Origin of the sequence: Bacillus sp. 1735sda2 (genome assembly GCF_024159245.1) — a bacterium.
GTDB classification, from domain to species: Bacteria; Bacillota; Bacilli; order Bacillales; family Bacillaceae; genus Bacillus; species Bacillus pumilus_O.
Genome location: NZ_JAMYWZ010000001.1, coordinates 828,450 through 851,744 on the forward strand (window position 1 = coordinate 828,450; position 23,295 = coordinate 851,744).

Consider the following 23,295-nt stretch of genomic DNA (forward strand, 5'->3'; position numbering starts at 1 on the left):
ACGTCACAATGAAGAATAAAACCGTTGTTTATTTACTTGCATTAGCAGCCTTTTTAATTGGAACAATCGAATATATCATTACAGGCATTATTCAAATGGTCGCAGATGATTTACAGGTCACGACGTCAGCTGCTGGATTATTGGTCACGTCTTTAGCGCTCTCAGCGGCAATCGGTGCACCGATTGTCATTGTACTGACCATTAATATAGATCGAAAAAAAATACTGTCATGGATGCTGATGATTTTTATTTTAAGCAATATCATCACAAGTGTCAGCCATTCATTTGAAATGGTGATGATGACAAGGGTTTTACAAGGAATCAGTGGGGGGACGGCTATTGTAGTGGCAATGGCTGTTGCGACTCGTCTTGTAGAACGTGAAAAAAGAGGAACAGCTATTGGTATCATTTTAATGGGGTTAAGCAGCTCCTTGGTTTTAGGCGTTCCGATTGGGACATTTCTAAGCAGTATGATCGGATGGAAAGCATTATTCGCAGCCATTGGATTGATCACGCTTATTCCGCTGATTGTTGTGTATAGGCGGATTCCCTCTATGAAAGAACAAGAACCGGTGACGCTTCGTATGCAGTTATCGATTTTAAAAGATAAGCGAATATTACTGGCGGTAGCAGTGACGCTATTTTATGTAGGTGGATATTCCACGTTGTTTACCTATTTAACACCCTTCCTGCAAGCATCAGCAAATCTGAGCATCACAGAAATTAGTGGCATTTTGTTACTAGCAGGAATATGCAGCTTTTTGGGCTCCAGCCTTGGAGGGATGACGGCAGATAAAAAAGGTCCAATATTCACAATTTTTTCGGGAATCATTTTGCAAATCATCATGCTCATGCTGCTATCATTTGTCACAGGGAATCTCGTGGTCATGGTGGCTGTCATCATGATATGGATGATCGCTACATGGAGCACATCACCAGCACAGCAGTTATATCTTGTCACACTTGTACCAAAATCTCCAGATATCGCATTAAGTGTCAATACATCATTTATTCAATTCGGATTTGCTTTAGGTTCTGGTGTAGGAGGAATTGTGCTAAGCGAAACATCTATATTAAACCTAAGCTGGATCAGTGCTGGTACGGTTTTCCTTGCTTTACTCATGACCATTCTAATGGTAGCGTTTGACCGATTTTCTCAGCGTAAGAGTTTGAAGGTGATCGGGCAAGGAAGTTAACTGGATTTCAATGCTGTATGGAAGGAACTACTTATTTCGGGTAGTTCCTTTTTGATTTGAAGAATGCACCAGTGAAGTTGGTTATTTGCTACAATAGGAGTCAATATCCAATCCGCTAGACAAGGAGAGAATACAGCATGCCAATAAGTGAGGAAATCATCAATCGAAAAGGCGCTCGAAAGGGGACTGATATCCCTCATGACGTCTTGACCCTTTTGAATCAGGGAGAGATCGAAAGTGTGAATTTAACCGAATGGTTGGCTGTCAATCATATGACGCTAATACAGCATGTTTTGCCGTCCGTTGGATTAGAGCATCGTTTAGACGATGTATTATCTGAGATCACTAAACAAAAAGCTGAATCAGGAATGAAAGCCATTCGGCTCATTGGTCAATTGTTAGATGACGTGCTACATGAAGAGAATGAAGAAAAACAAGTGGAAGTGTTGCAGGCATTTGCTCACCACGTATCTGATAGCGTTCGCTGTTGGGCTGCTTATATGAACAAACAGAGTTTATCAACACTGGAAGAGAAACTCGCGTACATTCAGCCATTTGCAGCTGATCATCATTTTGGTGTTCGAGAAATTGCGTGGATGTCAGTGAGAGAAAGTCTCAGTCTTCAGCTCGATCAAAGTATAGAGCATTTAACAGAATGGGCAAAAAGTGAGGATGAAAATCTTCGCCGTTTCTCTGTAGAGTCGATCCGTCCAAGAGGAGTATGGACAAAGCATATTGAGTTATTAAAACAAGTGCCAGAGAGAGCACTGCCTATTCTAAATTTACTCAAATCCGATTCATCCACATATGTTCAAGATTCTGTAGGAAACTGGCTCAATGACGCGAGTAAAACACAACCAAATTGGGTAACAAACCTGTGCGACCAGTGGTCAAAGGAGTCTGACACAAAAGCAACTAACAGAATTGTGAAGAAAGCCAAGAGAACGATTGTGAAGGGGAATTTGTGAATAAGAAATTGAACTAATAGAAGGGGGATTTCTATCAATCGAAGAGAAAGCCTCAAAGCCAGCTTAGTAAACAGATTGCCCCATTTCATGGGATAAAGTCTCTTTCATTCTGCATTCTATATATCTTAACCTCTCATTGTCATACTTTTGAATGAAATTGACTCAATAGAATTGACGCAAGAACCATGAATAGGTGAAGATGAAATAAATTGTAAGATAAAGGGAGACGGATGATGATACATATCGTATTTGGGGCAGCGACTGCCGGTAGTTTAAAACAAGCATTCTGCGAAATGAAGCAAGATCAAGTAAATGATATCATCGCCTTTGATGACATTTATTCGATTGGACCCCTTCTACATTTGCATGAACATGAGGGACAGGAGAATCGTATAGAGTGGCTTCGTCACGTGATGTCAAAAGAATATGGCTATTTTGATGACGTGGTCATCGATCAGCATAGAATGCTTCAGCAAATAAAAGATATAAAAGATGATACGCGTATCCTCATTTGGACAGGCAACAATGCCCATGAGCAAATTGGTTTGCGATATGCCATCTATTTATTAAAAAAGAAAAACATTGAATTGTCTCTCATCAATACAACGACTGCATTTGACAAGCTGTTCAATACAAATACAAGACGAATGGATATTCGGCATGCCGGGGAAATCACATCAGAAAAATTGAAGGTTTTGTACAGAAGTAAAGAGCATATTCACACAGTGTCAACAGAAGAAAGAGAAAGATTACAAAACGAATGGCTTTCATTTGCTAAAGAAAATCATACGCTGCGGATATGGAAAAAAGGACAAGCGATCAGCGTACCAGAAGATGAATTTGATGCTTACTTAGTGAAAATGGCTAAGCGACTTCATCATTCCGAACCAAAAGAGGAGTACATCGTCACGCCACGCTTAATAGGAGAAGTGATCGGTCATTTAGAACAGTATATCGGTGATGATTTTATTGAGTATCGACTGAAGACATTAATTGATCAAGGCATTTTTGACATGATAGGAAGACGCACTTCCATGCGTTATTACTCAATTAAACTGACAGACTTCGGTCAGCACTTCAAAAAATGGGTGTGCTGTCGAGAATTTGAGAAGCATCCTTTTGTGAAAATTGAAGGAGATTACGGTGGTGAACCTTTTCATTGTGGGCATTGTCAATGTCATTTAGAAAGAGATGATGTACCAGTAAGCGATACCCTTTTCTCGAAGATCTGGAATTGGAATATACAGTATGGCCGCTGGTTTGACGAAGAGACAGATGAATTGCTGCCAAATGGCGCAGACATGGAAAAGAAATTCAATCAAGAAGGAGAGCGCATCACTGAAGAAGTGAAACGCGCCTTATCTCCTGCGTTTCAAATTGAATACAGCCCAAGTGAATACGCGCAATATTACATTTAAAGAATGAATTGCAATTGCTCTGCAAAAAATAAAGCTTTACATGATCCATCATCTTCATGTAAGATATGGAGAAATTAAAAGCGAAGAAAAGGACATGAGTCATTTTTACTGGTTATCAGAGAGGGAAGTTACGCTGAAATCTTCCTAGCGCAGAAAAATGTCTTACCACCTTTGAGCTGTATTGGGGAAATCATAGTATCCAATATCGTCTACGCCACGTTACGGCACCAGAGCCATAAAGCGAATACGCGTTATGGGAATTTGGGTGGAACCACGGATCACACATTCGTCCCTTTATGAGGGATGGGTGTGTTTTTTTGTACACTCATATATGATCATTGCTTTGAAAAGGACATGAGCAGCTTTTATCGGTTACCAGAGAGGGAAGTCACGCTGAAATCTTCCTAACGCAGAAAAGTTGTCTTACCACCTTTGAGCTGTATTGGGGAAAATTGAAGTATCCAATACCGACTATGCCACGTTACGGCACCAGAGCCATAAAGCGAGTATGCATTATGGGAATTTGGGTGGAACCACGGATTACACATTCGTCCCTTTACACGGGATGGGTGTGTTTTTTTATTTTTAAAAAAAGAAAGGTGTGTCAGTCATGAGAGAAAAAATGGTGAAGATTCAATTTCCAGATGGAAAGATAAAGGAGTTCTCTGCAGGTACGACTGTCGCAGATGTTGCCTCCTATATTAGCCCAAGCTTAAGGAAGAAAGCAGTGGCAGGAAAGATCAATGAACAAATGGTCGATGTCAGTCATCAGCTGGAAAGCGATACTCGGCTGTCTATTGTCACACTCGATTCAAAAGAAGGGCTTGAAGTGCTACGTCATACATCTGCACACGTATTAGCCCAAGCTGTGAAAAGGTTATACGGCAATGTCACACTTGGAATCGGGCCTGTTATTGAAAATGGATTTTACTATGACATGAAGCTGAATCAAACATTAAGTGTAGAGGATTTGGCTGCAATTGAAAAAGAAATGGAAAACATCATCAACGAGAATCATCTTATCCAAAGAAAGGAGATTTCCTACAAAGAAGCTGAATCGATGTTTGAGCATGATCCATATAAGCTGGATATTTTAAATCGTCTCCCATCTGAAGAAGCCATCACAGTGTATCAGCAAGGTGAATTTATCGATTTATGCCGCGGGCCTCATTTACCTTCTACTGGATTCGTAAAGTCAGTTAAGCTAACACGTGTGGCAGGGGCTTATTGGCGGGGTGATAGTCAGCAAGATGTATTGCAGCGAGTGTATGGTGTCGCGTTTCAACATCCAAAACAACTAGCCGAGTATCTTCATTTCATGGAAGAAGCAAGCAAACGTGATCACCGAAAATTAGGGAAACAATTATCTCTGTTCATGTTTTCAGAAGAAGCGCCAGGTATGCCGTTTTATTTACCAAAAGGTCAGATTGTGAGAAATGAATTAATGGCCTTTTCAAGAGAAGTTCGAAGCAAAGCGCAATATGAAGAAGTGAGCACACCGTTTATGATGAACCAAGAGCTATGGGAAAAGTCAGGTCACTGGGATCATTATCATGAAAATATGTATTTCTCAGAAGTTGATCATACAAGCTTTGCTTTAAAACCGATGAACTGTCCAGGACATATGCTCATGTTTAAAAACAGCTTATTTTCATATAGAGACCTTCCGATCAGAATGGCTGAGTTTGGTCAGGTGCATCGTCATGAATTTAGCGGCGCATTAAATGGATTGTTCAGGGTCAGAACATTTTGCCAAGATGATGCCCATATTTTTTTGAGAGAAGATCAAATTGAAGCTGAAATCAAACGGATTTTCCAATTAGTTGATCATGTGTATCGGACATTTGGGTTTGAGTACTCTGTGGAACTATCTACTCGTCCAGAAAAGGCGTTAGGGGATGATGCCATTTGGGATATTTCTGAATCAGCACTAAAGAATGTGCTTGATCGGCTAAAGGTCGATTATCAGCTAAATGAAGGAGATGGGGCATTTTATGGCCCGAAGATCGATTTTCATATTAAAGACGCCTTGCAGCGTAGCCATCAGTGCGCCACAATCCAGCTAGATTTTCAAATGCCTGAGAAATTTGATTTAACATATATCAATGAAAAGAATGAAAAGGTACGGCCTGTTGTGATTCACAGTGCCATTTTCGGTTCTCTTGATCGTTTCCTTGGCATTCTCATTGAGCATTTCGCTGGCGCCTTCCCGTTATGGCTGGCACCAGTGCAAGTACAAATCATTCCTGTCTCAAAGATTCACCTTGATCATTGCCTCGAGGTGCAGCAGCAATTAAGAAAGATCGGCATCAGAGTCTCAATCGATGAACGGGATGAAAAGCTCGGCTATAAAATGAGAGAAGCACAAATGCAAAAAATCCCTTATATCGCTGTCATTGGCGATACAGAAATGCAAGAAAAAACACTGAATATCAGACAGCATGGAGAAAAGACTTCAAAACAGCTGTCTATTGATGACTTTCAACACATGGCGGCTCAACAAATAAAAGATAGAACAGTTGCCCAAATATGATGTACTGATTTCATGAAGAAGGATAAGACGTTCATTGAATGATGGGCGTCTTTTCATTTGTGAAAAAAGCCGAATTGACAATAGAAAGGGAAAATATTGAAACATTTTTTCGGTGGAATCGTAATAAAGATAGAGCGTTTAACAGAAACATTGAAAACGGAGAGGAGTATTACATGGAACAAGCTACACTGAAAAAGATGAGAAGAAAACAGATAGCTGTCTCTAATTTAATAGTCTGCATCATGATCGTCGCTTTTTTTATCTTGTTTCAAATGTCTGATATTCGATTTACACATTTCTTTCTTTGTTTAGGATTTATCATGCTCTTTCTAAGTATTTATGGTTTTATTAAGAAAGGCTCAACAAAGTCTTTCATTCCTATTTTCGAGCAGATAGCCATTTATGAAAAAGAAAAATTGGGGGAAGAGTGGGAGAAAGAAAAGAGGTCAGAAAATATTTCGAGAGTGGTATTGAGTAGTCTGATGTTTCTCCAGTCATTTAGTTTCCAAGATGTAACGAATCCATTCTTAAACATACAACCTATACTTTTACTTTTCTTATTATTTGTAACTCTAGCCCTTATTAATTTAAGCATGCTTTATCGCTTTAGAAAAATTGACCGGTCGACTGAAGGTGAATTAAAAGGCTTTACAAAGGAATCAAACATGATGTCATTGGTTTTAGGATTATTATCAGCGATCATCATAGTCGGCTTTATTGTCACCTTTCTTCTTCCATAAAACAAAACCATTTTGAGGTGAAACCATTGAATGCAAACATTCAACAATTAATCGATCAGACAAAGGTGAAATTTGGCTTAGATCTTTACTATTTAAAAAGACACAGTTTTTATCGTTACGTCAACATGTTCAATGAAACGATTTATACATTGAATATGGAATGGTTCCCCTCTCATGAAGCTGAACCTGAAGACGACGATGTCAACCCAGACGGCACAGCTGTCATTGAAGTGAATTTGAATACAGGACAGATCGAATCGGTTATTTTTGTTATGGACAAAACCTATGCGCGGCACGGTGTCACGTTTAAGAGACCTTATCCAGCTCATGTCATTCAATGGATCGAACAAGAAACAGGGTTGATCTATGGAGAGCATTTTCATATGCACCATAAGGAGAGAGGGGAACTTTCTTTTGAAGAAGCAATAGATGGTGTGAAAGTCACACCTTCAGGCAGAATCGAAGTGAAATGGAATGAACATGGACAGCTCATGTACTTTACACACCACGGCCCATTTTTAGCTAAAACATTACTGAAAGCTGAGGAATATGCGCTTTCTCTTGATAAGCTGGAAAACTTAGCTAAGCAGCAAGTCCAGCTGTTTCAATGGCCTTCCTTCGAGCATAACCGGATCCGATCTATTTATGCGTTAGAAGAAATTTATGTGAAAAACGATGGAACAGGCACGATTCCGTATGAAATTGGACGTGAAGAAACGCATTGTATACATGTGAATGAGGTCATTGAATGGAATGAACCGTTAAACAATACCTTTGAAAAAAAAGAAATAGACATTCATGAGAATATTTCAGCTGAACAAGCATTCTCATTGGAACCGTCACCAGATGCCTTACCGATATCAAAAGAAGAGCAAGCCGAGTGTATCAAAGCAGTTCGAACCTTCTTGGCGCAAAAATATCCAAAGGATTCAGGAAAGTGGGTTCTGAAAACACTCCATCGTGATCATGGATACATCCATGCGATATTAAAAACGAACGGGCAAGAAAGCAGTGGGTTTATGGACAAGCTCAAAGTCTTCATTGACGCCAGCTCGTTTGAAGCCGTTAATTACATCGACAAAAAAGAGATGTTTCAAGTGTGCGGGATACTCAGCCCCTCTCAAGCGGCAAATGAAATTTCTATATCTCAGAAAGAAGCCTTTGAAAAATTGAGAGAACGTCTTGAACTTACACCTATCTACGTCTATGACGAAGTGCAAAAACAATATGTTCTATGCGGAAAGCTCGATTGCCATGATGGTGTTGATGCAGTGAGCGGCGAAGTGTTTTCTTTGAAAGAACAGTGAGGAGCTGTTCTTTTTTGACTCGTTGCCCCAATTTTTTGAAGAAATTTGGAATTTTGTAGCAGGAAGTTGTCGTTTCATCACGAAAGAAACAAATAAGAATATGATCATAGGTCCATCGGTTGGAATATGAGTAGACGTCATACATATGAAACACTCATGACAGTCAAGTTGATCTACAATGCTGTTTGAAAAAAATGAAATCGTGTCTCTAGTCGTATACGACATTTGGTGGGCTGACATCATAGGATGACTTTGAACATGTTTGGTTTAGGTAAGCTTGAAGCCATGATAGAAGAAAGTGAGGATATCTACCTTGAGTACATTGGAAGTGTTTCGTCAGTTTTTGGTTGACCATTATCCTGCGTTACAAGATGAACTTTGGCTAAAAGATGTTGATACCCTTCGAATCTCTCCTATTCTTCATCCTTTTCTGAAAAGCAAGCTGCCAGAGGGGATCGAAAAATTCACTTGTGTCCTATTCACGCAGCAGACAGATCAAACGGCTGCACCGCTCAAAGTATACCTTCTATTAGATGAATATGAGCAATCGCTTTATGCCATTGATTTGATGAATGAACAAATCGTGCTTCATTAATACAGAAGCAAAAAGCTGCTAGAGGGCTCCTCAGCAGCTTTTTTTGGTGAATCTTAGTTTGTCATATCAACCAATCTTGAGTGCAAGTTGTCCAATTCTTTCTTTGTTGGAAAAGAGCTGATCAGTAGCGTAGACCGTCCTAATTGATGAGGAAGCTCAGTATCGGTCACAATCATATCAATCCCAAGTCGATCCATTGTCACTTCATTTAATGTATTTTCTGGACTTGTGAAAATATGAATGAGAGGAGGCAATCTTAATTTAATTAAATCCGCAATAAACAAACTATGATTATAACCTAATGTTGAAATGACAAAAATGTTCAACACGTTTCTCCGATTCATTTCCAAATGAACAAGCCCCCTCCAGTTAGAAGTAATGATACGAATCAATTCTCGTTCATTTTTCACAAAAGAAGCGAGTATATCGTCTGTTTTTAACTCTTGGATGATATGAGTAATCCTCGAATAGAAGTAAGGGAGCTGTTTTTTTACCTCTGATAAATAACTCGATTTCTTTTTGAAAAGGAATCCATCTCTTACGGTAATTTCCCTAGAATACACATAATATTGGAGAAGAATCAGTGTCATCGCCTTGCGATTAGCCACCTCTTGATGAAAAATCAACTCCAATTGATTGATAAAGGAATGAATGGCTTCAAAGAGGTGTGGTGTATGCGATTGAAAGAACGTCAATTTTTCTTCGACCGTTTCAATTGATTTATAATGGCCAATAGCTGGTTCAATCAATAGTAAAAAGACAAATTCATGACGATCCAACGTAACACCAAAAATGTCCTTTGTCATTTGGCAAACTTGTTCTTCCAAGTTTTTGATTTGTTTATAGATACCTTTAGCTGTAGATGTTTGTTTTTCCTTATCCATTGAGTACGTATAATTGCGTCGAATGGTAAAATTTTTCCTCACTCGGTGAATGGAAACGGCGAGCCATAGGCAAAATTTATCTATCGCCACATCTGGTAGATTGACTTCAAGCACCTGAAATAGCTTTTGTAAATAATCAACTGCATCTTGCTTTTGAATATCATCGAATGGCCAAAGCCTGCTTCCATACACTTCAAACAAAAATTCCACAAAAAATTGACGAATCTCCTTCTCATTTCCATGGAACTGCATACTATCTGGTCGTAATTCAATGTCATACGAGATAAGAAGCGAATTGATTTTATGAATGGTGTTATACAATGTGGATCTACTGATATTCAGCGTGTCCATCCATTCATAGAAAGACCTGTTTTGTTCAAAGAAAACGCCGTCAATCAATCGAATTTCAATCGTATCTTTTAGAATTTCTTTGATATAGTAGTCGACTCGTATCGTCTGTGTATAAGAAATGGATATGCCTTGTCTTGGCTTTATGTGGATTAACGGCTCTCCGTTCTCTGTTTGGAACGACTTCATTTGTTCTAAATCGCTTTGAATGGCACGAACCGAACCGATTTGTTCATTCGATATCTCTTGAAGGCTCCACCACTTATCTTTTGATACAAGCAGTTTTAAAATTTTTATCCATCTCTTTGATTTACTATCAATGAGCTCCATTAAACAACTATCTCCTTCCCTTGGTTTGCCTTTATATTATGAAGTTCACTTAAAGAACATTTGATTCTCTAAATAGGCATAAAATGATTTTAATGTTTAGGCTAAATCGTTTTGTCTTCACTTTTCATGATAAAAGAGAAAAAAATTAGACGAAAACAAATGTTATGCCCTGATTCTCCATATATTTCTTTTAAAAGGTGATAAGTAAGCCATGAATCCTATAAAAATGGATCATTTTAGATATTTAAGTTTATTTTTTTGCTGTTGAAACGGTAAATGTAAGAATAAAACGCAACAGCTTTTTGATTACCATATGAAAGGGAGTAGAAAGGAATGCGATCTACATAATGCTGAACTGACTCGCCTTACATACAGTATGATACACGCTTGTTTCATATGAATGACCCATATGTGAGTACATGCTTATATATGCATGTATTATAATTTATTGTTTATTCCAGTATAAATAGAAACATTCACATTTATTCTTTTTCACAATCACGATCCTCTCACTATTCCCCATTACTATAGACCCCTATCCAGTTACTATTTCCACTACTGTGATTTCCTTTCAACCTCATGATTGATCAACTCATTTTATTCATAGGGTCTTAAGGTGCAATTTTTTAGAAAATATTTGATCAGAAGCGGAGTGATTAACTGATTTTTTTATCGTTGTTGAAAATTAATTTTAGAAAAGGGTGGATGTATTGAAAAGAATATTGTCATTGGCTCTCATCGCGGTGTTAGTCATACAGTCTAGTATATTAGGAATTTTGCCTTTAGCAGGGGCACAAGCCAAAGAAAGCCAAGAAAACATTTATGGGGATATTGAGTTTGTTGATAGCGAAGGAAACAAGTTATCAAACATAGAAGATCAGCAAGTTAGAAAGGCAATTGTTCATTGGTCGATTAAAGGAATAGATCTAAAAAAACAATATCCGTATGTTCACACTCTTCCTTCAGCCATACAGGTAGAGAAGGAGCAAAAGGAATCCATTACAGTGGATGGCATCATTGTTGGCGAGTATACTGTTTCAAAACAAAATGAAGTGACGGTCATATTTAAAGAAGATGTTGAGCTTGATCCGAATTTAGAAGGATCAATAGACATCGATGTCACCAGTATAGCTGAGCAAAAAGAAAAAACAAAGCAAAACGAGCATGAAGAAAGCCTTCCAAAAGATGATTCAACCTCATCTGAAAAAGAAGATAAGAATCAAGAAGCCGCTCAAACGAAACAAAGTAATGAAGAGGAATTACTAAAAAACAAAGTGAGCGTATCTAAGCGTGTAGGGCTGCAAAGTGTTTCAAAACAAATGCAGATACAAGAAAATCTCCTCACTGATGCGAAATTAATTTTTGAAGATCAGGAAGGAAATTCAGTTGATAAACCTGACGTCAACTCGCTTATTTCCATTAACTATGAGTGGGCGATCCCAAACGGTCATAGCTATAATGGCGGGGATGAATTCCATTTCAAGGTTCCAGAGGAATTAGTGATTTACGAAAAAATCGATCGTCTTGAGATGAAATTTAATCAGGCAACCATTGGTTATTTTTCTGTAGATGAGAGCGGCAATGCCTCCATCGAATTCACTGATTTTATTAAACAATATTCAAATATCCATGGAACACTTCAAGTATGGACACAATTAGATAAAAAAACTGTGATTACTGAAGAAAAAGAAGTGGTCATTACCCCGATTGAGGGCAAAGATAAGATATCGATCCCGATTCAATACATTCCAAATGGTCCAAACGTCTCGAAAAAGGGAGAACCAAATCGATCTTACAATGCTGAAACCATTCAATGGACAGTCGATTTTAATATGGACTTAGACGATGTGAAACAAGCGAAACTGTTGGATCCGATTCAAGAAGGTCAAGCGTTAAAGAAAGATTCAATCAAGCTTTATCGTGTTGATACAAAACTAAATGGTGAAACATCGATTGGTCAGCTACTTGACAAAAACCACTACACGATTGGCCAAACAGCAGATGGTCAAGATTTCACGATTGAATTTAAAGATGACGTGCATCTCGCTTACCGTTTAATGTATGAAACAGACATTACGAATCAAGACCAGTCTGCGTTTCGTAATAAAGCGTCCCTTGTCTCTGCTGATAAAGTGATTAGTTCAGCAGAAGGAACAGTGAATGTGACAAGAGGCAGTCCTTTAAATAAAAAAGCCGCTCAATACGACCCAGTCACACAAACAATTACGTGGGAAATTCGTTATAACTATAACGAAAAAAAGATTGCTGAAACGGATGCTCTGTTAGAAGACTTCTTTAATGGCACACAGTCGCTGATTACTGATTCATTTCAAGTCAAGGAAGTCACAATTGATCAGAATGGCAAAGAATCAGGAACAAAAGCGTTTGAAGATTATGTGGTTCAACCTCAAAAAAAGGATGAACAAAACGGGTTTACCTTGCAATTCAATCAAGATATTCAATCGGCTTATCTCATCACATATCAAACAAAAGCAACCGAGCGAATTTTCGAAGCTGAAGACATTATCAATACTGTAACAGCTGGCAAAGAGAGCAAACAAGGGAAGCAAAGAATTGACCAGCAAATCCTAACGAAAAATCATGGAACACCGAATTACAAGAACAAGACCATTCCATGGCGTATCATCTTCAACAAAGATCAACAAACCATGAACAACGTGATATTAAAAGATACGTTTACAAACGAAGGATTGACGCTGCAAAAAGATAGTTTAAAAGTGACGACAGGTAATACAGTGCTAGAAGAAGGCACAGATTATCAAATCGTTGAACATGCAAATGGATTTGATATTCAATTTACGAAAGAAATCAAGACAGAACATACCATCACATATACAACGTCTTTTGATTATGAAAAAAGAGCAGATAAAGGTCAAAAGAATTTGCGTAACCACGTAAAGCTTGAATGGGTAAATGAAGATGGCAAGGATTTGACGAAGGAGAATCAATCTGTCTTCACGCCTGACACATACACGCAGTCAAATGGTTTCAAGAATGGAACATATGATGCAAAGAAAAAAGAGATCACATGGAATATCGGTGTGAACTATAACTTGAAACATTTAGAAGAGGCGAAAATCGAGGATTTCATTCAAGGAAATCAGCGTTTGCTTAAAGATTCAATCATCGTCTACTCGCTTGATTTACAAGGCGGGGAAAACGGTGCGGAAGAAAAAGAAGTATTAGGGAAAGAACATTATGACATCAAATTCCTTGAAAATGAAAAGGGAGAATCAGGCTTCGAAGTCATTTTCAAACATGCCATTGATTCCCCATACAAAATCACGTATCAAACAAGTGTTGAAGGAATGGATTTAGTACAGAAAACTTACGAAAATAAAGCGACCCTTTATGATGGAAAGACAAAAGAATCAGATGTGAATGCTGTGGTATCTATTCCAAATGGAGGGAAATACACGAGCAAATCAGGAAATCAACAAGGAAAAGTCATTGATTGGAAACTGAATATCAACTTTGGTCAATCAACAGTCCAAGATGCGACGATTATAGACCATCCGAGCAGTAACCAAGCCATAATAGAAAACTCATTTCATCTGTATTCGACAACAATAGATGAAAAGGGGCAAGTGACCAAAAAGGAAGAGCTGGAAAAAGGGAAGGATTATGAACTAGACCTTGAATTCGATCCAGATTCTTTTCAAATCAAATTTAAAGAAGAAATCACGAGACCGTATATTTTAGAATACCAATCTCTCATTTTAGATAAGGTGGGAAGTACACTTCAAAACGAAGTAACGTTTAGAGGTGAAAATGTAAAAGAAATCAAAAAGGAATCCGAAGCCTCAATTGTGGTCAAACGTACCGCTGGCATGGGAGATGGCACAGGAGCGGTTGGCGCTTTAACCATTAAAAAGGTAGATGCGAGTAGTGGAAAAGCGCTAAAAGGAGCAAGCTTTTCTCTGACTGATGCTGCGAGCGGTATCGTCATTGGAACAAAGACAACAGATGAAGAAGGATCTCTTCGATTTGATCGTCTTCTGTATGGTGACTATATCGTGACAGAAGAGAAAGCACCTGATGGTTATATAAAAACGAAGGAACCGATCAATGTCACGATTGATCAGCCTTACGAATCAGGAGATCAAGCGAAAACAGGAAACAGCATGACGGTTCAAAACCAAGAAATCCGCCAGCATGTCCAGTTAACGAAAAAAGACAAAGAGACGGGTGCGGCATTAGAGAATGCAGAATTTGAACTGAAAAATGAATCTGGAGATACCGTCCAAACCGATTTGAAAACGGACGAAAAAGGAGAAATCCTTTTCAAACATCTTGAGCCGGGTTCCTATTATTTTGTTGAAACAAACGCACCGAAAGGCTATCAATTAAATCAGCAAAAATGGCCGTTCACCATTAAAGAAAATCAAACAGAAACAACGATTGTCACCGCTGTAAATGACATCATCAAAGGCTCTGCTGAATTGAGCAAAATAGGTGAAGGCGGAGAGAGACTAGAAGGTGCACAGTTCAAGCTCTTAGATCAAGACGGACATGAGCTAAAAGGTTCGCTTGTCACAGGAGAAAATGGCAAGATCACGATAAACGAACTAAGACCGGGTACGTATCAGCTCATTGAAACAAAAGCACCTGATGGTTATGTATTAGATGAAACACCCATCACATTTGAAGTACCACTCGATCCAACAGAACCAGTCATCATTTCACAAAAGAACCTATATGAAACAAGTGCATTAGAAGTGATGAAAGAAGGGGAAGATGGTAAGAAGCTTCAAGGTGTTCGCTTTGACATCACGGATCAAAATGACAAAGTCGTGCGTAAAGATTTGACAACAGATGAAGATGGGAAGCTTTTGGTCGATAACCTCAAACCGGGCAAATATCAGCTTGTGGAGACAGAGAGTATTGATGGGTACCAAAAGAAAAATAAACCTTATCCGTTTACCATCGAAATCGCACAAAAAAAACCGGCAGAGATCAAAGTGATCAATGATCTCAAAACTGGAGCTGTCCAGCTCACGAAGCTCGGTGAAAAGAATGAAGCGCTTGAAGGAGCAGAATTCAAGCTTGTAGATGCAAATGGAAAAGAGATAAAAACAGGTCTCGTCACAGATGAGAACGGGAAGATCATCGTCAACGATCTTAAACCTGGAACCTATCAGTTTGTTGAAACGAAGGCGCCATTCGGTCATGAGCTTGACGAAACACCTGTCACTTTTGCTATGCCATTTAACCCTGAGAAGCTGGTCAGTGTGACAAAAGAAAATAGCCGCACAACTGGCGGAGTGCTGTTACACAAAAAAGGTGAAGATGGGAAATCATTAGAAGGGGTTGTCTTTGATCTATCTGATGCCAAAGGAAAGATTGTGGCAGGAGGAGAAGGGATTACAACCAATCAGGATGGAAAGATTACCTTCACAGGTCTAAAACCTGGAACCTATCAATTTGTTGAAAGAAAGAGTCTTGAAGGCTATGAATTGAGTGAGAAACCACTTGTCTTTGAAGTTGATTTAGGTCAAAAAGAATTGATTCAAGTAGAGGCGATCAATCAACTCAAGAAAGGTTCTGTAGAACTCACAAAAATAGGGGAAGAAAAAGAAAGGTTGAAAGGCGCAGAATTTACCCTTTTCAATGACGATGGTAAAGAATTGATGTCAGGTTTAACAACCAACGAAAAAGGCATCATCACTGTCAACGATTTGAAACCAGGCGCTTACCAATTGGTTGAAACAAAGGCTCCTTTTGGACATCAACTTGATGCAGAACCAGTAGACTTTAAGATTGATTTCAATCCAAATCAACTGGTGAAAGTGACAAAAGAAAATGTTCGGATGACTAGTGCTGTAAAGCTTCAGAAAAAAGGGGAGGATGGTCAGTTGCTCGCTGGCGTGACCTTTGAGCTGATTGATGCCCACGATCAGCGTATAAAGAAAGACTTAAAGACAGACAAAAACGGTCAACTGACAGTCGATCAACTGAAGCCAGGAACCTACCAATTTGTCGAAACAGCAAGCATTGCCGGCTATGAATTGGATCAGACACCTGTGTCATTTACGATTCGTTTAGGTCAAGACAAACCAGCAAAAGTAGAAATGATCAACAAACTGACGCCGGGAGCAGTGGAATTGACCAAAGTCGATGATGAGGGACATACGCTCGAACATGCAGAGTATGCGCTTCTGAGTAAAGAAGGGAAAACGTTGAAGAAATCACTTGTAACGGACCAAAAAGGAAAGATTCATATCAACGATCTAAAACCGGGAGACTATCAATTCGTTGAAACGAAAGCACCTCACGGCTACAAATTGGATGATCAGCCGATCCTGTTTACAATTGAGAAAAATCAGCAGAAGCCACTTCAAGTAACTGCGAAGAATCACTTGATTTTAGGAAGTCTGCGTATCATAAAGGTAGACCAGCAGACAGATAGAACTTTAAAAGGTGCAGCCTTTGACATTCGTACAAAAGCTGGGAAAACCATAAAATCTGTGACAACAGAAGAAGACGGAGAAGCCATTGTTAAAGGGCTTAAACCTGGTGAATATACACTCACAGAGACGAAAGCGCCAAATGGTTATGTAGCTTTAAAGAAACCACTCGCTTTTACAATTCAAAAGGGTGAAGTGGAGATCAAGACATTGATTGTGAAAAATGCTCCAATGAAGAATGAAGTGGACCACACGAATCCTCCAGCTTCAGATAAGGGGGATCAACATCCGCCTCATGATTCAAACTCAAATGGGGAGCTGCCAAAGACTGGGGAAGAATGGCTACGTTATATGATGTATGCAGGGATTTTACTAGTAGCTTCTGGAACTGTTCTTCTTGTTCTTAGAAGAAGAACCATTCAGTAAAAGGAAGGAACGAGTGTATAGATGAAAAAAAGAACCTTATTAGGCAGCTTTTTGGTGGTCGCGGGACTAATGCTCATCTCTGTTCCTTTAATATATGAGTGGCGAACTTCTCAAGAGACAGCAGCAATGGAACAGGCATTAAAGATGATTGAAGAAAATGACAGTGATGCCCTTTCTTCTATTCCACATCTCACTGTGTCAGAAGAAGACCTTCGAGATGTGATGGAGCTAGAGATCCCGTCAATCGATTTAAACGAAAAAGTGCTTCCTGTTACATCAAAAGAAAATTTAGGTATTGCACTGACTCAAATTAAATCTCATCAAATGCCGGGTGAAGGAAATTTCACGATTGCAGGCCATAGAGGGTATAGAGGCGATCGTCTTTTCAGGCAGCTGCCAGAGGTACCGAAAGGAGAAAAAGTCGTCTTACATCATCAAGCAGAAACATACGAATATAAAATTGTCAGCTCAGCTACGATTGAACCGACAGATGTTGATGTACTCAAGGATCGCGGGAAAAATGAACTGACATTGATTACTTGTACTCTTGATGGTCAGAAACGCTTTGTCTTAAAAGGAATACGAATCAATGCTTCAAAGGGTGAGCAACCTTCGGATGTATAACATCAACATAATAGATGATGGGTACGATGGAAAAGCAGCGCTCACGACTGGCATGCTACACCAATTGTTATCAGCACATTATCCAACATTAAAAAATGAACGTTGGGATGTTGATGTAGATACAATTCGGACTTCGCCTATTCTTCATCCTATATTAAAAAGAAAGCTACCAATTGGTATCGAAAAATTCACCTGTGTCTTGTTCACGCAGCAAACAGCCGTTTTTGGAGAGCCTTTGATTGTGTACTTTTTATTAGATGAAAGAGGCGAAACGATTTACGCAATGGATCTCTTGCTCGAGCAGCAGGATACCCATTGAATGAGAAACAAAAAAGGAAGGGGCTTTGATTCCCTTCCTTTTTTGTTATTTAATTATGCAAATAACTTCAGCCCGACGACGCCAATCACAATCAGCAACAAGCTGAGGATACGAATCATGTTTTTCGGCTCTTTAAATAGAATCATATTCAACAAGACAGAACCCGCCGTTCCAAGCCCAATCCAGACCGTATAGGCGACGGATACTTGAACGGACGAGAACGAGGCGTATAAAAACAAAAAGGATAAGGCAAATCCGCCGACAAATAAAATACCTGTCGTGATTTGTTTCTTCTTACTAAACATATTGAGACCAATGGTGCCGCCAATTTCGCAGGCAGAGGCTAATAGTACAAAAAACCAGCCCATTTATACCGCTTCTCCTTTCTGCTCATGTGCATCTCCATCAGACACTTTCAGCCCAATAATCCCGAGAATCAAAATCCCCATAAATAAGAGCTTTTCTAATGAAAACGAACCGCCAAACAGCGCATAATCCATCAAAGACGTACCAATCGTTCCAACTCCGGCAAACACAGCGTACACGGTCCCTGTCGGCAGCTTCTCGCAGGCCTTCATTAAAAAATAAAAATCAACCGGGATCAGGCAAATAATGATCGCCCACTCCCACACCGCATCAGCTCTATTTAAACCAAACACCCAGAGTAATTCGAATAAACAAGTGAGTGCGACATACATCCAGCTTTTTTTCATCGTATTTCCTCCTAAAACTTAAAACTGACGATTCGTCATTTTGAAACCAAAAAAGAGCGTACAGCAAGTGCTGTACTAAGTTAAGATGTCTCTATGCCAAGTGCGTAAAGAAGAAATTGCTTCACCTCTCGCTTTTGAATTAGAACCTCTTCTGTATCTGTTTCTGTAAATAAGTACATTTGCTCAGCAGACGATTCAAGTAAACCGATAATGAATTTGGCTGCATATTGACAGTTCAAATTCGCACGGACCCTTTTGTCCTGCTTTGCTTTTTCTAAAAAAGCAGCGACCCAGTTGTAAATCGGCTCATAAATATCTTCCCATTCCTTTAAATGCTCCGTCGCAGCTAAACCTGAGTAGGTCAGAGCAAGGACGTCACGGTATTGTCTTGTAAAAGAGAAGATGAATTCAACAAGTGCATCTGCTTGATCGAGGACATCCGCATGCTGAGTGAGTTCCTTTTCAATGGCAGGCACCATCTGCGAGATCAGATGTTCTGCAATAGCAGGCATGACAGACAGTTTTGAAGGAAAATATAAATAGTACGTTCCTTGCGCGACTCCTGCTGCTTTCACAATATCCGAAATGGTTGTTTTTTCGATTCCTTTTTCTTTAAACGCGTCAATGGCAGCAAGCATAATCTTTTCTCGTTTCGACATATCATCACCGACCTTAAATGACTGAATGTCAGTCAGTTTATCTAAAAAATGACGATTTGTCAATATGGGTTTCTCGTCATTGAATAGGAGAATAAGTGATGAATAGATGCGGGCAGGCCTGAATAAGCTGTAAATAGGGTCAAGCATTATGCGAGAAAGGGGCAGCTCTCCGTATGACATTCAGTGCGATGTTTTCCATGACTTATTTTCTCTTGCTCGTCCCGCTCTATTTACATATGAGATACAGACAAGCGAAAAAGCAAAAACGATTTATCTATTTACGAACTGAAATCGTTCTTGCCTGTCTGTTTATTTATACGAATGTTTTATTATATTTGACGGTCTTTCCAAATCGATTTTCCGCACCAAGGGATCAAGTGAGTGTCAACCTCATGCCTTTGCAGTCCATTTATCAAAATCTCCATGCCTATCATCACGGCTATCCCAATCTTGTTTTTTTAAATTTGGCAGGGAACATTTTGTTATTTGTGCCACTTGGTTTTTTCCTCTATCAAGCATTCAGAACCTTGCGCTGGCAAAAAGCGATTCTTGCTGGCTTTTTCTTATCAACAATGATTGAAGTGCTTCAATGGGTGTTCTCGCAATCTGGTATGATTACAAGAAGCAGCGATATTGATGATATTCTCTTAAATACACTCGGCACAGTGCTAGGTTGTATGTTGTATCAAATGTATCGACGAAGGAAGGAGAAAATTAAGTGAAGCGAGTTTGTATCATTCCATGTGGGGCGAAGAAAATTTGGGACGTTCAGCCAGAATCAGGGAGCCAGCCGGCGAACCTTGTTTATTTAAGTCCGCTGCATCAGCGTACGAAAAGTTATGCCCAAACGTTCTTTTCAGACTGGCTGATCATATCAGCGAAGCATGGATTCTTAAAGGCAGATGAAATCATTCATGAGAATTATGATGTGGCTTTTGGTATACCGCATGCTGATCAGATAACACGTGAAGGACTAAGTGAGCAATTTCATGAAAAACATCTCACTGCATATGATGAACTAGTGATACTAGGTGGAAAGAAATATCGAAAGGTGATCGATCCTTTATTACTTCCTCATCAGATAGCGATTTATCCCCTAGCTCCATATAAGGGAATTGGCTACATGCTTCAGGCGTTAAAGCAAGCTGTTGAGGCAAAAGTAGAACTTCCGCCGCATATTTAACGTGTTCACATCGACCGGTAAGCAGGGTTTTCATCATCAAAAAGAGAATCAATGAAGTAGCGATGCTGATTGTTTCATATCTTTTCAGCAGCCACTAGGATGTCCGCATCGCTTATAAGAGTGGCTATATGAACAAGGGGGCGTATGAACATGACAACCATCTATTTAGCTGGTGATTCAACTGTTGCATCTTACCCAGATCGTCCTGTTCAAGGAGGATGGGGAGAGTTTTTACATCGCTATACAGCGCAAGACGTGAGCGTCGACAACCGCGCAATCGGTGGAAGAAGCTCAAAAACATTCATTGAAGAAGGACGGCTTGATAAAATATTGGCTGACATTCAGCCTGGGGATTGGCTGTTCACCCAAATGGGGCACAATGATGCTTCAACGGAGAAGCCTGAGCGGCATACAGATCCTTTTACGACATATAAAAGTTATTTGTCACAATATATTCACGGAGCAAGAGCGAAAGGTGCTACACCGCTTTTATTAACGCCAGTCGGTCGCTTTCATGAAAAAGACGGAGAATATATCAACGATTTCCCTGATTACTGTGCCGCTATGAAAGAACTAGCTGATGAAGAAGAAGTCCTTCTTGTCGATTTAAATACGGCAAGCCTTCAGTTTTATCAAATTTCCGGCATAGAGAAAACGACTTCTTACTTTATGTTGTCAACAGGCATAGAGGATCGCACGCACTTTACAAAAGAAGGAGCAGATGCGATTGCAAGACTTGTTTCACTGGAATTAAAAGACCTTGGATTAACGATTGTGTGATGGATGACAGGACGAGAAAGCGCTCGTCCTGTTCTTTTTTGCAGAAAGCTATTGATTCCCTTCGCCAGAGTAGACTACAATAGGTATATATGATAATGAGAATCAATATCACTTAAATAGATCAATCGATGAAAAACTGGAGGGACTCAAATGACAGAACAACTTGAATTGTTTGACGTCACCATTATTGGCGGCGGTCCAGCAGGTATGTACACTGCCTTTTATAGTGGGATGCGGGATTTAAAGACGAAGGTACTTGAGTATAATGAAAGCCTTGGCGGAAAAATCCTACTGTATCCTGAAAAAGTCATTTGGGATGTAGGCGGTTTGCCGCCAACAAGAGGCGAACAGTTGATTCAGCAGCTGGAAACGCAGGCGAAAACATTTGAACCAGAGATCGCACTGAATCAAAAAATCACGTCATTCAAACGATATGAACATCAGAACATTTTGCTGACGGCTGAAAATGGTGATCGCCATTTGACGAAGACCCTCATTTTAGCGATGGGCCACGGCATTCCTGTCCAGCGGAAACTTGAAATAGAGCATGCAGACCGTTATGAAGTGACAAACCTTTATTACACAGTGCAGGAGCTTAAGACATTTGCAGGAAAACGAGTGGTCATCTCAGGAGGCGGCGACTCAGCGGTTGACTGGGCAAATGCCCTTGTTCCAATTGCAGAAAGTGTCACCGTCGTGCATCGCCGTGACATGTTTGGTGGACATGAGAAAAACGTCGCCAACATGAAGGCATCTTGCGCACGAATTTTAACCCCGCATGAACTGACCGACCTTCATGGTCAAGGTGACAAAATTGATGCGGTCACGATTCAACATTTAGAGACAGGTGAAATCGAACGAATAGAAACAGACGCTGTCATCGTCAATCACGGCATGAAAGGTGATTTGAGCGTGCTATCAGAATGGGGCCTCAAGCAAGGTGAATGGGGACTCATCGAGGTCAATGAAAAAATGGAGACCAATTTACCGGGCGTCTATGCGGTAGGCGATTTATGTACACATAAAAGCAAAGTTCGTTTAATTGCTGGGACATTTGTTGACGGAGTCAATGCGCTCAATAGCGCGAAGCTTTACATCGAACCAGAAGCCGAAAAAGTGGCGTATGTTTCTTCTCATAACGAACGCTTTAAAGAGAAAAACAAAGAATTACAAACGGTTGGTGCTCGTTAAAAAATAATCTCATAAAAAGTGCTGCCCATATGTGGCAGCACTTTTTATATGAGGCTATGAATGGCGAGGTGCAAATAACATCACACTGACCCCGGCTAAACAGATCAAAGCACCCATCCAGTCGTAGAGATCAGGCGTTTTTCGATCGACCCACCAGCCCCAAAACACAGCAAGAACCACAAACACACCGCCATAGGCCGCATAAACCCGTCCGAACGTCGGGAACTGCTGGAAGGTAGGAATGACCCCATAAGCGACGAGGATGAGGCTGCCGGCGATCCCCAAGCTAATAGGTTTTGCTTCACGCAGCCAAAGCCACACGAGATAGCCGCCGCCAATTTCTGCTATTCCTGCTAATAAAAAAAGAACGATCGTCAACATCATGTAAGACACTCCAATTCAATTCGTTACCTTCTATTATGACATGTTGAAAAAATGCGTTCTACTTCATTTACATTGTGATGGGGACGAGAGTTTGCTAGAATCAACTGGACAATGATTGGAAACACATGGATTCTTGACTTTTTGGAAATAAATGATCCAAATGACGTTTCTTTTCGTAAAGTAAGTACATTCTCATGAGGAGCACACTTCCTTTTTCGGCGCTCTTTTTTTCTCCTTGAAAAAAGAGTAAAGTACAAAGTAGGCTTATT

19 protein-coding genes and 2 other annotated features are annotated in these 23,295 nt (G+C 39.8%); of the genes, 14 read left to right on the forward strand and 5 right to left on the reverse strand.

Annotated features, from left to right (window positions below):
• Positions 1-8 precede the first annotated feature (8 nt).
• From NKR21_RS04155 to NKR21_RS04185, 7 genes are all read left to right on the forward strand, one after another.
• Entirely contained in the window at positions 9-1,196 is a 1,188-nt protein-coding gene (locus NKR21_RS04155; RefSeq protein ID WP_144457436.1) for an MFS transporter, read from the forward strand.
• A 137-nt stretch (positions 1,197-1,333) separates the two neighbouring features.
• The gene (locus tag NKR21_RS04160; RefSeq protein WP_144457438.1) at positions 1,334-2,164 is read left to right on the forward strand and encodes a DNA alkylation repair protein; all 831 of its coding nucleotides are present in this window, start codon (positions 1,334-1,336) and stop codon (positions 2,162-2,164) included.
• Positions 2,165-2,397: 233 nt separating this feature from the next.
• Entirely contained in the window at positions 2,398-3,582 is a 1,185-nt protein-coding gene (locus NKR21_RS04165; RefSeq protein ID WP_144457440.1) for a DUF1835 domain-containing protein, read from the forward strand.
• Positions 3,583-3,656: 74 nt separating this feature from the next.
• Positions 3,657-3,879: a binding site (T-box leader), on the forward strand.
• 37 nt (positions 3,880-3,916) lie between these two features.
• Positions 3,917-4,141 (forward strand) — a binding site (T-box leader).
• Positions 4,142-4,192: 51 nt separating this feature from the next.
• Complete coding sequence (gene thrS, locus NKR21_RS04170) at positions 4,193-6,115, forward strand: threonine--tRNA ligase (RefSeq protein WP_144457442.1); 1,923 nt, start codon at positions 4,193-4,195, stop codon at positions 6,113-6,115.
• Between the two features lie 173 nt (positions 6,116-6,288).
• A complete protein-coding gene (locus tag NKR21_RS04175; RefSeq protein ID WP_144457444.1) occupies positions 6,289-6,855 on the forward strand; it encodes a hypothetical protein in 567 nt (188 codons plus the stop codon).
• 17 nt (positions 6,856-6,872) lie between these two features.
• Complete coding sequence (locus NKR21_RS04180; RefSeq protein ID WP_238389102.1) at positions 6,873-8,162, forward strand: hypothetical protein; 1,290 nt, start codon at positions 6,873-6,875, stop codon at positions 8,160-8,162.
• 313 nt (positions 8,163-8,475) lie between these two features.
• Entirely contained in the window at positions 8,476-8,757 is a 282-nt protein-coding gene (locus NKR21_RS04185; RefSeq protein ID WP_003217864.1) for a hypothetical protein, read from the forward strand.
• A gap of 53 nt (positions 8,758-8,810) precedes the next feature.
• On the opposite strand, the gene NKR21_RS04190 is transcribed toward NKR21_RS04185, so the two are convergent.
• Complete coding sequence (locus NKR21_RS04190) at positions 8,811-10,319, reverse strand: AcpB/EbpR/MafR family transcriptional regulator (RefSeq protein ID WP_144457448.1); 1,509 nt, start codon at positions 10,317-10,319, stop codon at positions 8,811-8,813.
• 701 nt (positions 10,320-11,020) lie between these two features.
• Here NKR21_RS04190 and NKR21_RS04195 point away from each other — a divergent pair.
• The 3 genes from NKR21_RS04195 to NKR21_RS04205 are packed head-to-tail and all read left to right on the forward strand — an operon-like array spanning position 11,021 to position 18,116.
• Positions 11,021-17,173 carry a SpaA isopeptide-forming pilin-related protein gene (locus tag NKR21_RS04195; protein WP_253602461.1) on the forward strand — a complete coding sequence of 2,051 codons (6,153 nt, stop codon included), beginning with the start codon at positions 11,021-11,023 and terminating at the stop codon, positions 17,171-17,173.
• A gap of 21 nt (positions 17,174-17,194) precedes the next feature.
• On the forward strand, positions 17,195-17,797 hold the full coding sequence (locus tag NKR21_RS04200) for a class D sortase (RefSeq protein WP_144457452.1): 603 nt from the start codon (positions 17,195-17,197) through the stop codon (positions 17,795-17,797).
• Positions 17,790-18,116 (forward strand): hypothetical protein, encoded by a 327-nt coding sequence (locus NKR21_RS04205; protein WP_144457454.1) that lies wholly within the window; start codon positions 17,790-17,792, stop codon positions 18,114-18,116. Before NKR21_RS04200 ends, NKR21_RS04205 begins: the two co-directional genes overlap by 8 nt.
• Before the next feature lie 53 nt (positions 18,117-18,169).
• Here NKR21_RS04205 and NKR21_RS04210 read toward each other — a convergent pair whose 3' ends face one another.
• The 3 genes from NKR21_RS04210 to NKR21_RS04220 all read right to left on the reverse strand — a co-directional run bounded on the left by NKR21_RS04210 (position 18,170) and on the right by NKR21_RS04220 (position 19,488).
• On the reverse strand, positions 18,170-18,484 hold the full coding sequence (locus NKR21_RS04210) for a DMT family transporter (RefSeq protein WP_012009297.1): 315 nt from the start codon (positions 18,482-18,484) through the stop codon (positions 18,170-18,172).
• A complete protein-coding gene (locus NKR21_RS04215; RefSeq protein WP_003217798.1) occupies positions 18,485-18,829 on the reverse strand; it encodes a DMT family transporter in 345 nt (114 codons plus the stop codon).
• Positions 18,830-18,909: 80 nt separating this feature from the next.
• The gene (locus NKR21_RS04220; protein WP_041816172.1) at positions 18,910-19,488 is read right to left on the reverse strand and encodes a TetR/AcrR family transcriptional regulator; all 579 of its coding nucleotides are present in this window, start codon (positions 19,486-19,488) and stop codon (positions 18,910-18,912) included.
• A 173-nt stretch (positions 19,489-19,661) separates the two neighbouring features.
• Between NKR21_RS04220 and NKR21_RS04225 the strand changes: the two genes are divergently transcribed.
• The 4 genes from NKR21_RS04225 to NKR21_RS04240 all read left to right on the forward strand — a co-directional run bounded on the left by NKR21_RS04225 (position 19,662) and on the right by NKR21_RS04240 (position 22,642).
• Positions 19,662-20,210 (forward strand): VanZ family protein, encoded by a 549-nt coding sequence (locus NKR21_RS04225; RefSeq protein ID WP_144457457.1) that lies wholly within the window; start codon positions 19,662-19,664, stop codon positions 20,208-20,210.
• A complete protein-coding gene (locus NKR21_RS04230) occupies positions 20,207-20,671 on the forward strand; it encodes a DUF6884 domain-containing protein (protein ID WP_144457459.1) in 465 nt (154 codons plus the stop codon). Before NKR21_RS04225 ends, NKR21_RS04230 begins: the two co-directional genes overlap by 4 nt.
• Positions 20,672-20,821: 150 nt before the next feature.
• Complete coding sequence (locus NKR21_RS04235) at positions 20,822-21,451, forward strand: rhamnogalacturonan acetylesterase (protein ID WP_012009302.1); 630 nt, start codon at positions 20,822-20,824, stop codon at positions 21,449-21,451.
• Positions 21,452-21,601: 150 nt separating this feature from the next.
• The gene (locus NKR21_RS04240) at positions 21,602-22,642 is read left to right on the forward strand and encodes an NAD(P)/FAD-dependent oxidoreductase (protein WP_144457461.1); all 1,041 of its coding nucleotides are present in this window, start codon (positions 21,602-21,604) and stop codon (positions 22,640-22,642) included.
• A gap of 54 nt (positions 22,643-22,696) precedes the next feature.
• Here NKR21_RS04240 and NKR21_RS04245 read toward each other — a convergent pair whose 3' ends face one another.
• On the reverse strand, positions 22,697-23,026 hold the full coding sequence (locus NKR21_RS04245; protein ID WP_144457463.1) for a YnfA family protein: 330 nt from the start codon (positions 23,024-23,026) through the stop codon (positions 22,697-22,699).
• Between the last annotated feature and the right edge of the window lie 269 nt (positions 23,027-23,295).

What these genes read in the sequence shown, in the direction of transcription:
- NKR21_RS04155 (WP_144457436.1), top strand. Translation starts at nt 9, where the DNA reads ATGAAGAATAAAACCGTTGTTTATTTACTTGCATTAGCAGCCTTTTTA.
- NKR21_RS04160 (WP_144457438.1), top strand. Translation starts at nt 1,334, where the DNA reads ATGCCAATAAGTGAGGAAATCATCAATCGAAAAGGCGCTCGAAAGGGG.
- NKR21_RS04165 (WP_144457440.1), top strand. Translation starts at nt 2,398, where the DNA reads ATGATACATATCGTATTTGGGGCAGCGACTGCCGGTAGTTTAAAACAA.
- thrS (WP_144457442.1), top strand. Translation starts at nt 4,193, where the DNA reads ATGAGAGAAAAAATGGTGAAGATTCAATTTCCAGATGGAAAGATAAAG.
- NKR21_RS04175 (WP_144457444.1), top strand. Translation starts at nt 6,289, where the DNA reads ATGGAACAAGCTACACTGAAAAAGATGAGAAGAAAACAGATAGCTGTC.
- NKR21_RS04190 (WP_144457448.1), bottom strand. Translation starts at nt 10,319, where the DNA reads ATGGAGCTCATTGATAGTAAATCAAAGAGATGGATAAAAATTTTAAAA.
- NKR21_RS04200 (WP_144457452.1), top strand. Translation starts at nt 17,195, where the DNA reads ATGAAAAAAAGAACCTTATTAGGCAGCTTTTTGGTGGTCGCGGGACTA.
- NKR21_RS04205 (WP_144457454.1), top strand. Translation starts at nt 17,790, where the DNA reads ATGTATAACATCAACATAATAGATGATGGGTACGATGGAAAAGCAGCG.
- NKR21_RS04210 (WP_012009297.1), bottom strand. Translation starts at nt 18,484, where the DNA reads ATGGGCTGGTTTTTTGTACTATTAGCCTCTGCCTGCGAAATTGGCGGC.
- NKR21_RS04215 (WP_003217798.1), bottom strand. Translation starts at nt 18,829, where the DNA reads ATGAAAAAAAGCTGGATGTATGTCGCACTCACTTGTTTATTCGAATTA.
- NKR21_RS04220 (WP_041816172.1), bottom strand. Translation starts at nt 19,488, where the DNA reads ATGTCGAAACGAGAAAAGATTATGCTTGCTGCCATTGACGCGTTTAAA.
- NKR21_RS04225 (WP_144457457.1), top strand. Translation starts at nt 19,662, where the DNA reads ATGACATTCAGTGCGATGTTTTCCATGACTTATTTTCTCTTGCTCGTC.
- NKR21_RS04235 (WP_012009302.1), top strand. Translation starts at nt 20,822, where the DNA reads ATGACAACCATCTATTTAGCTGGTGATTCAACTGTTGCATCTTACCCA.
- NKR21_RS04240 (WP_144457461.1), top strand. Translation starts at nt 21,602, where the DNA reads ATGACAGAACAACTTGAATTGTTTGACGTCACCATTATTGGCGGCGGT.
- NKR21_RS04245 (WP_144457463.1), bottom strand. Translation starts at nt 23,026, where the DNA reads ATGATGTTGACGATCGTTCTTTTTTTATTAGCAGGAATAGCAGAAATT.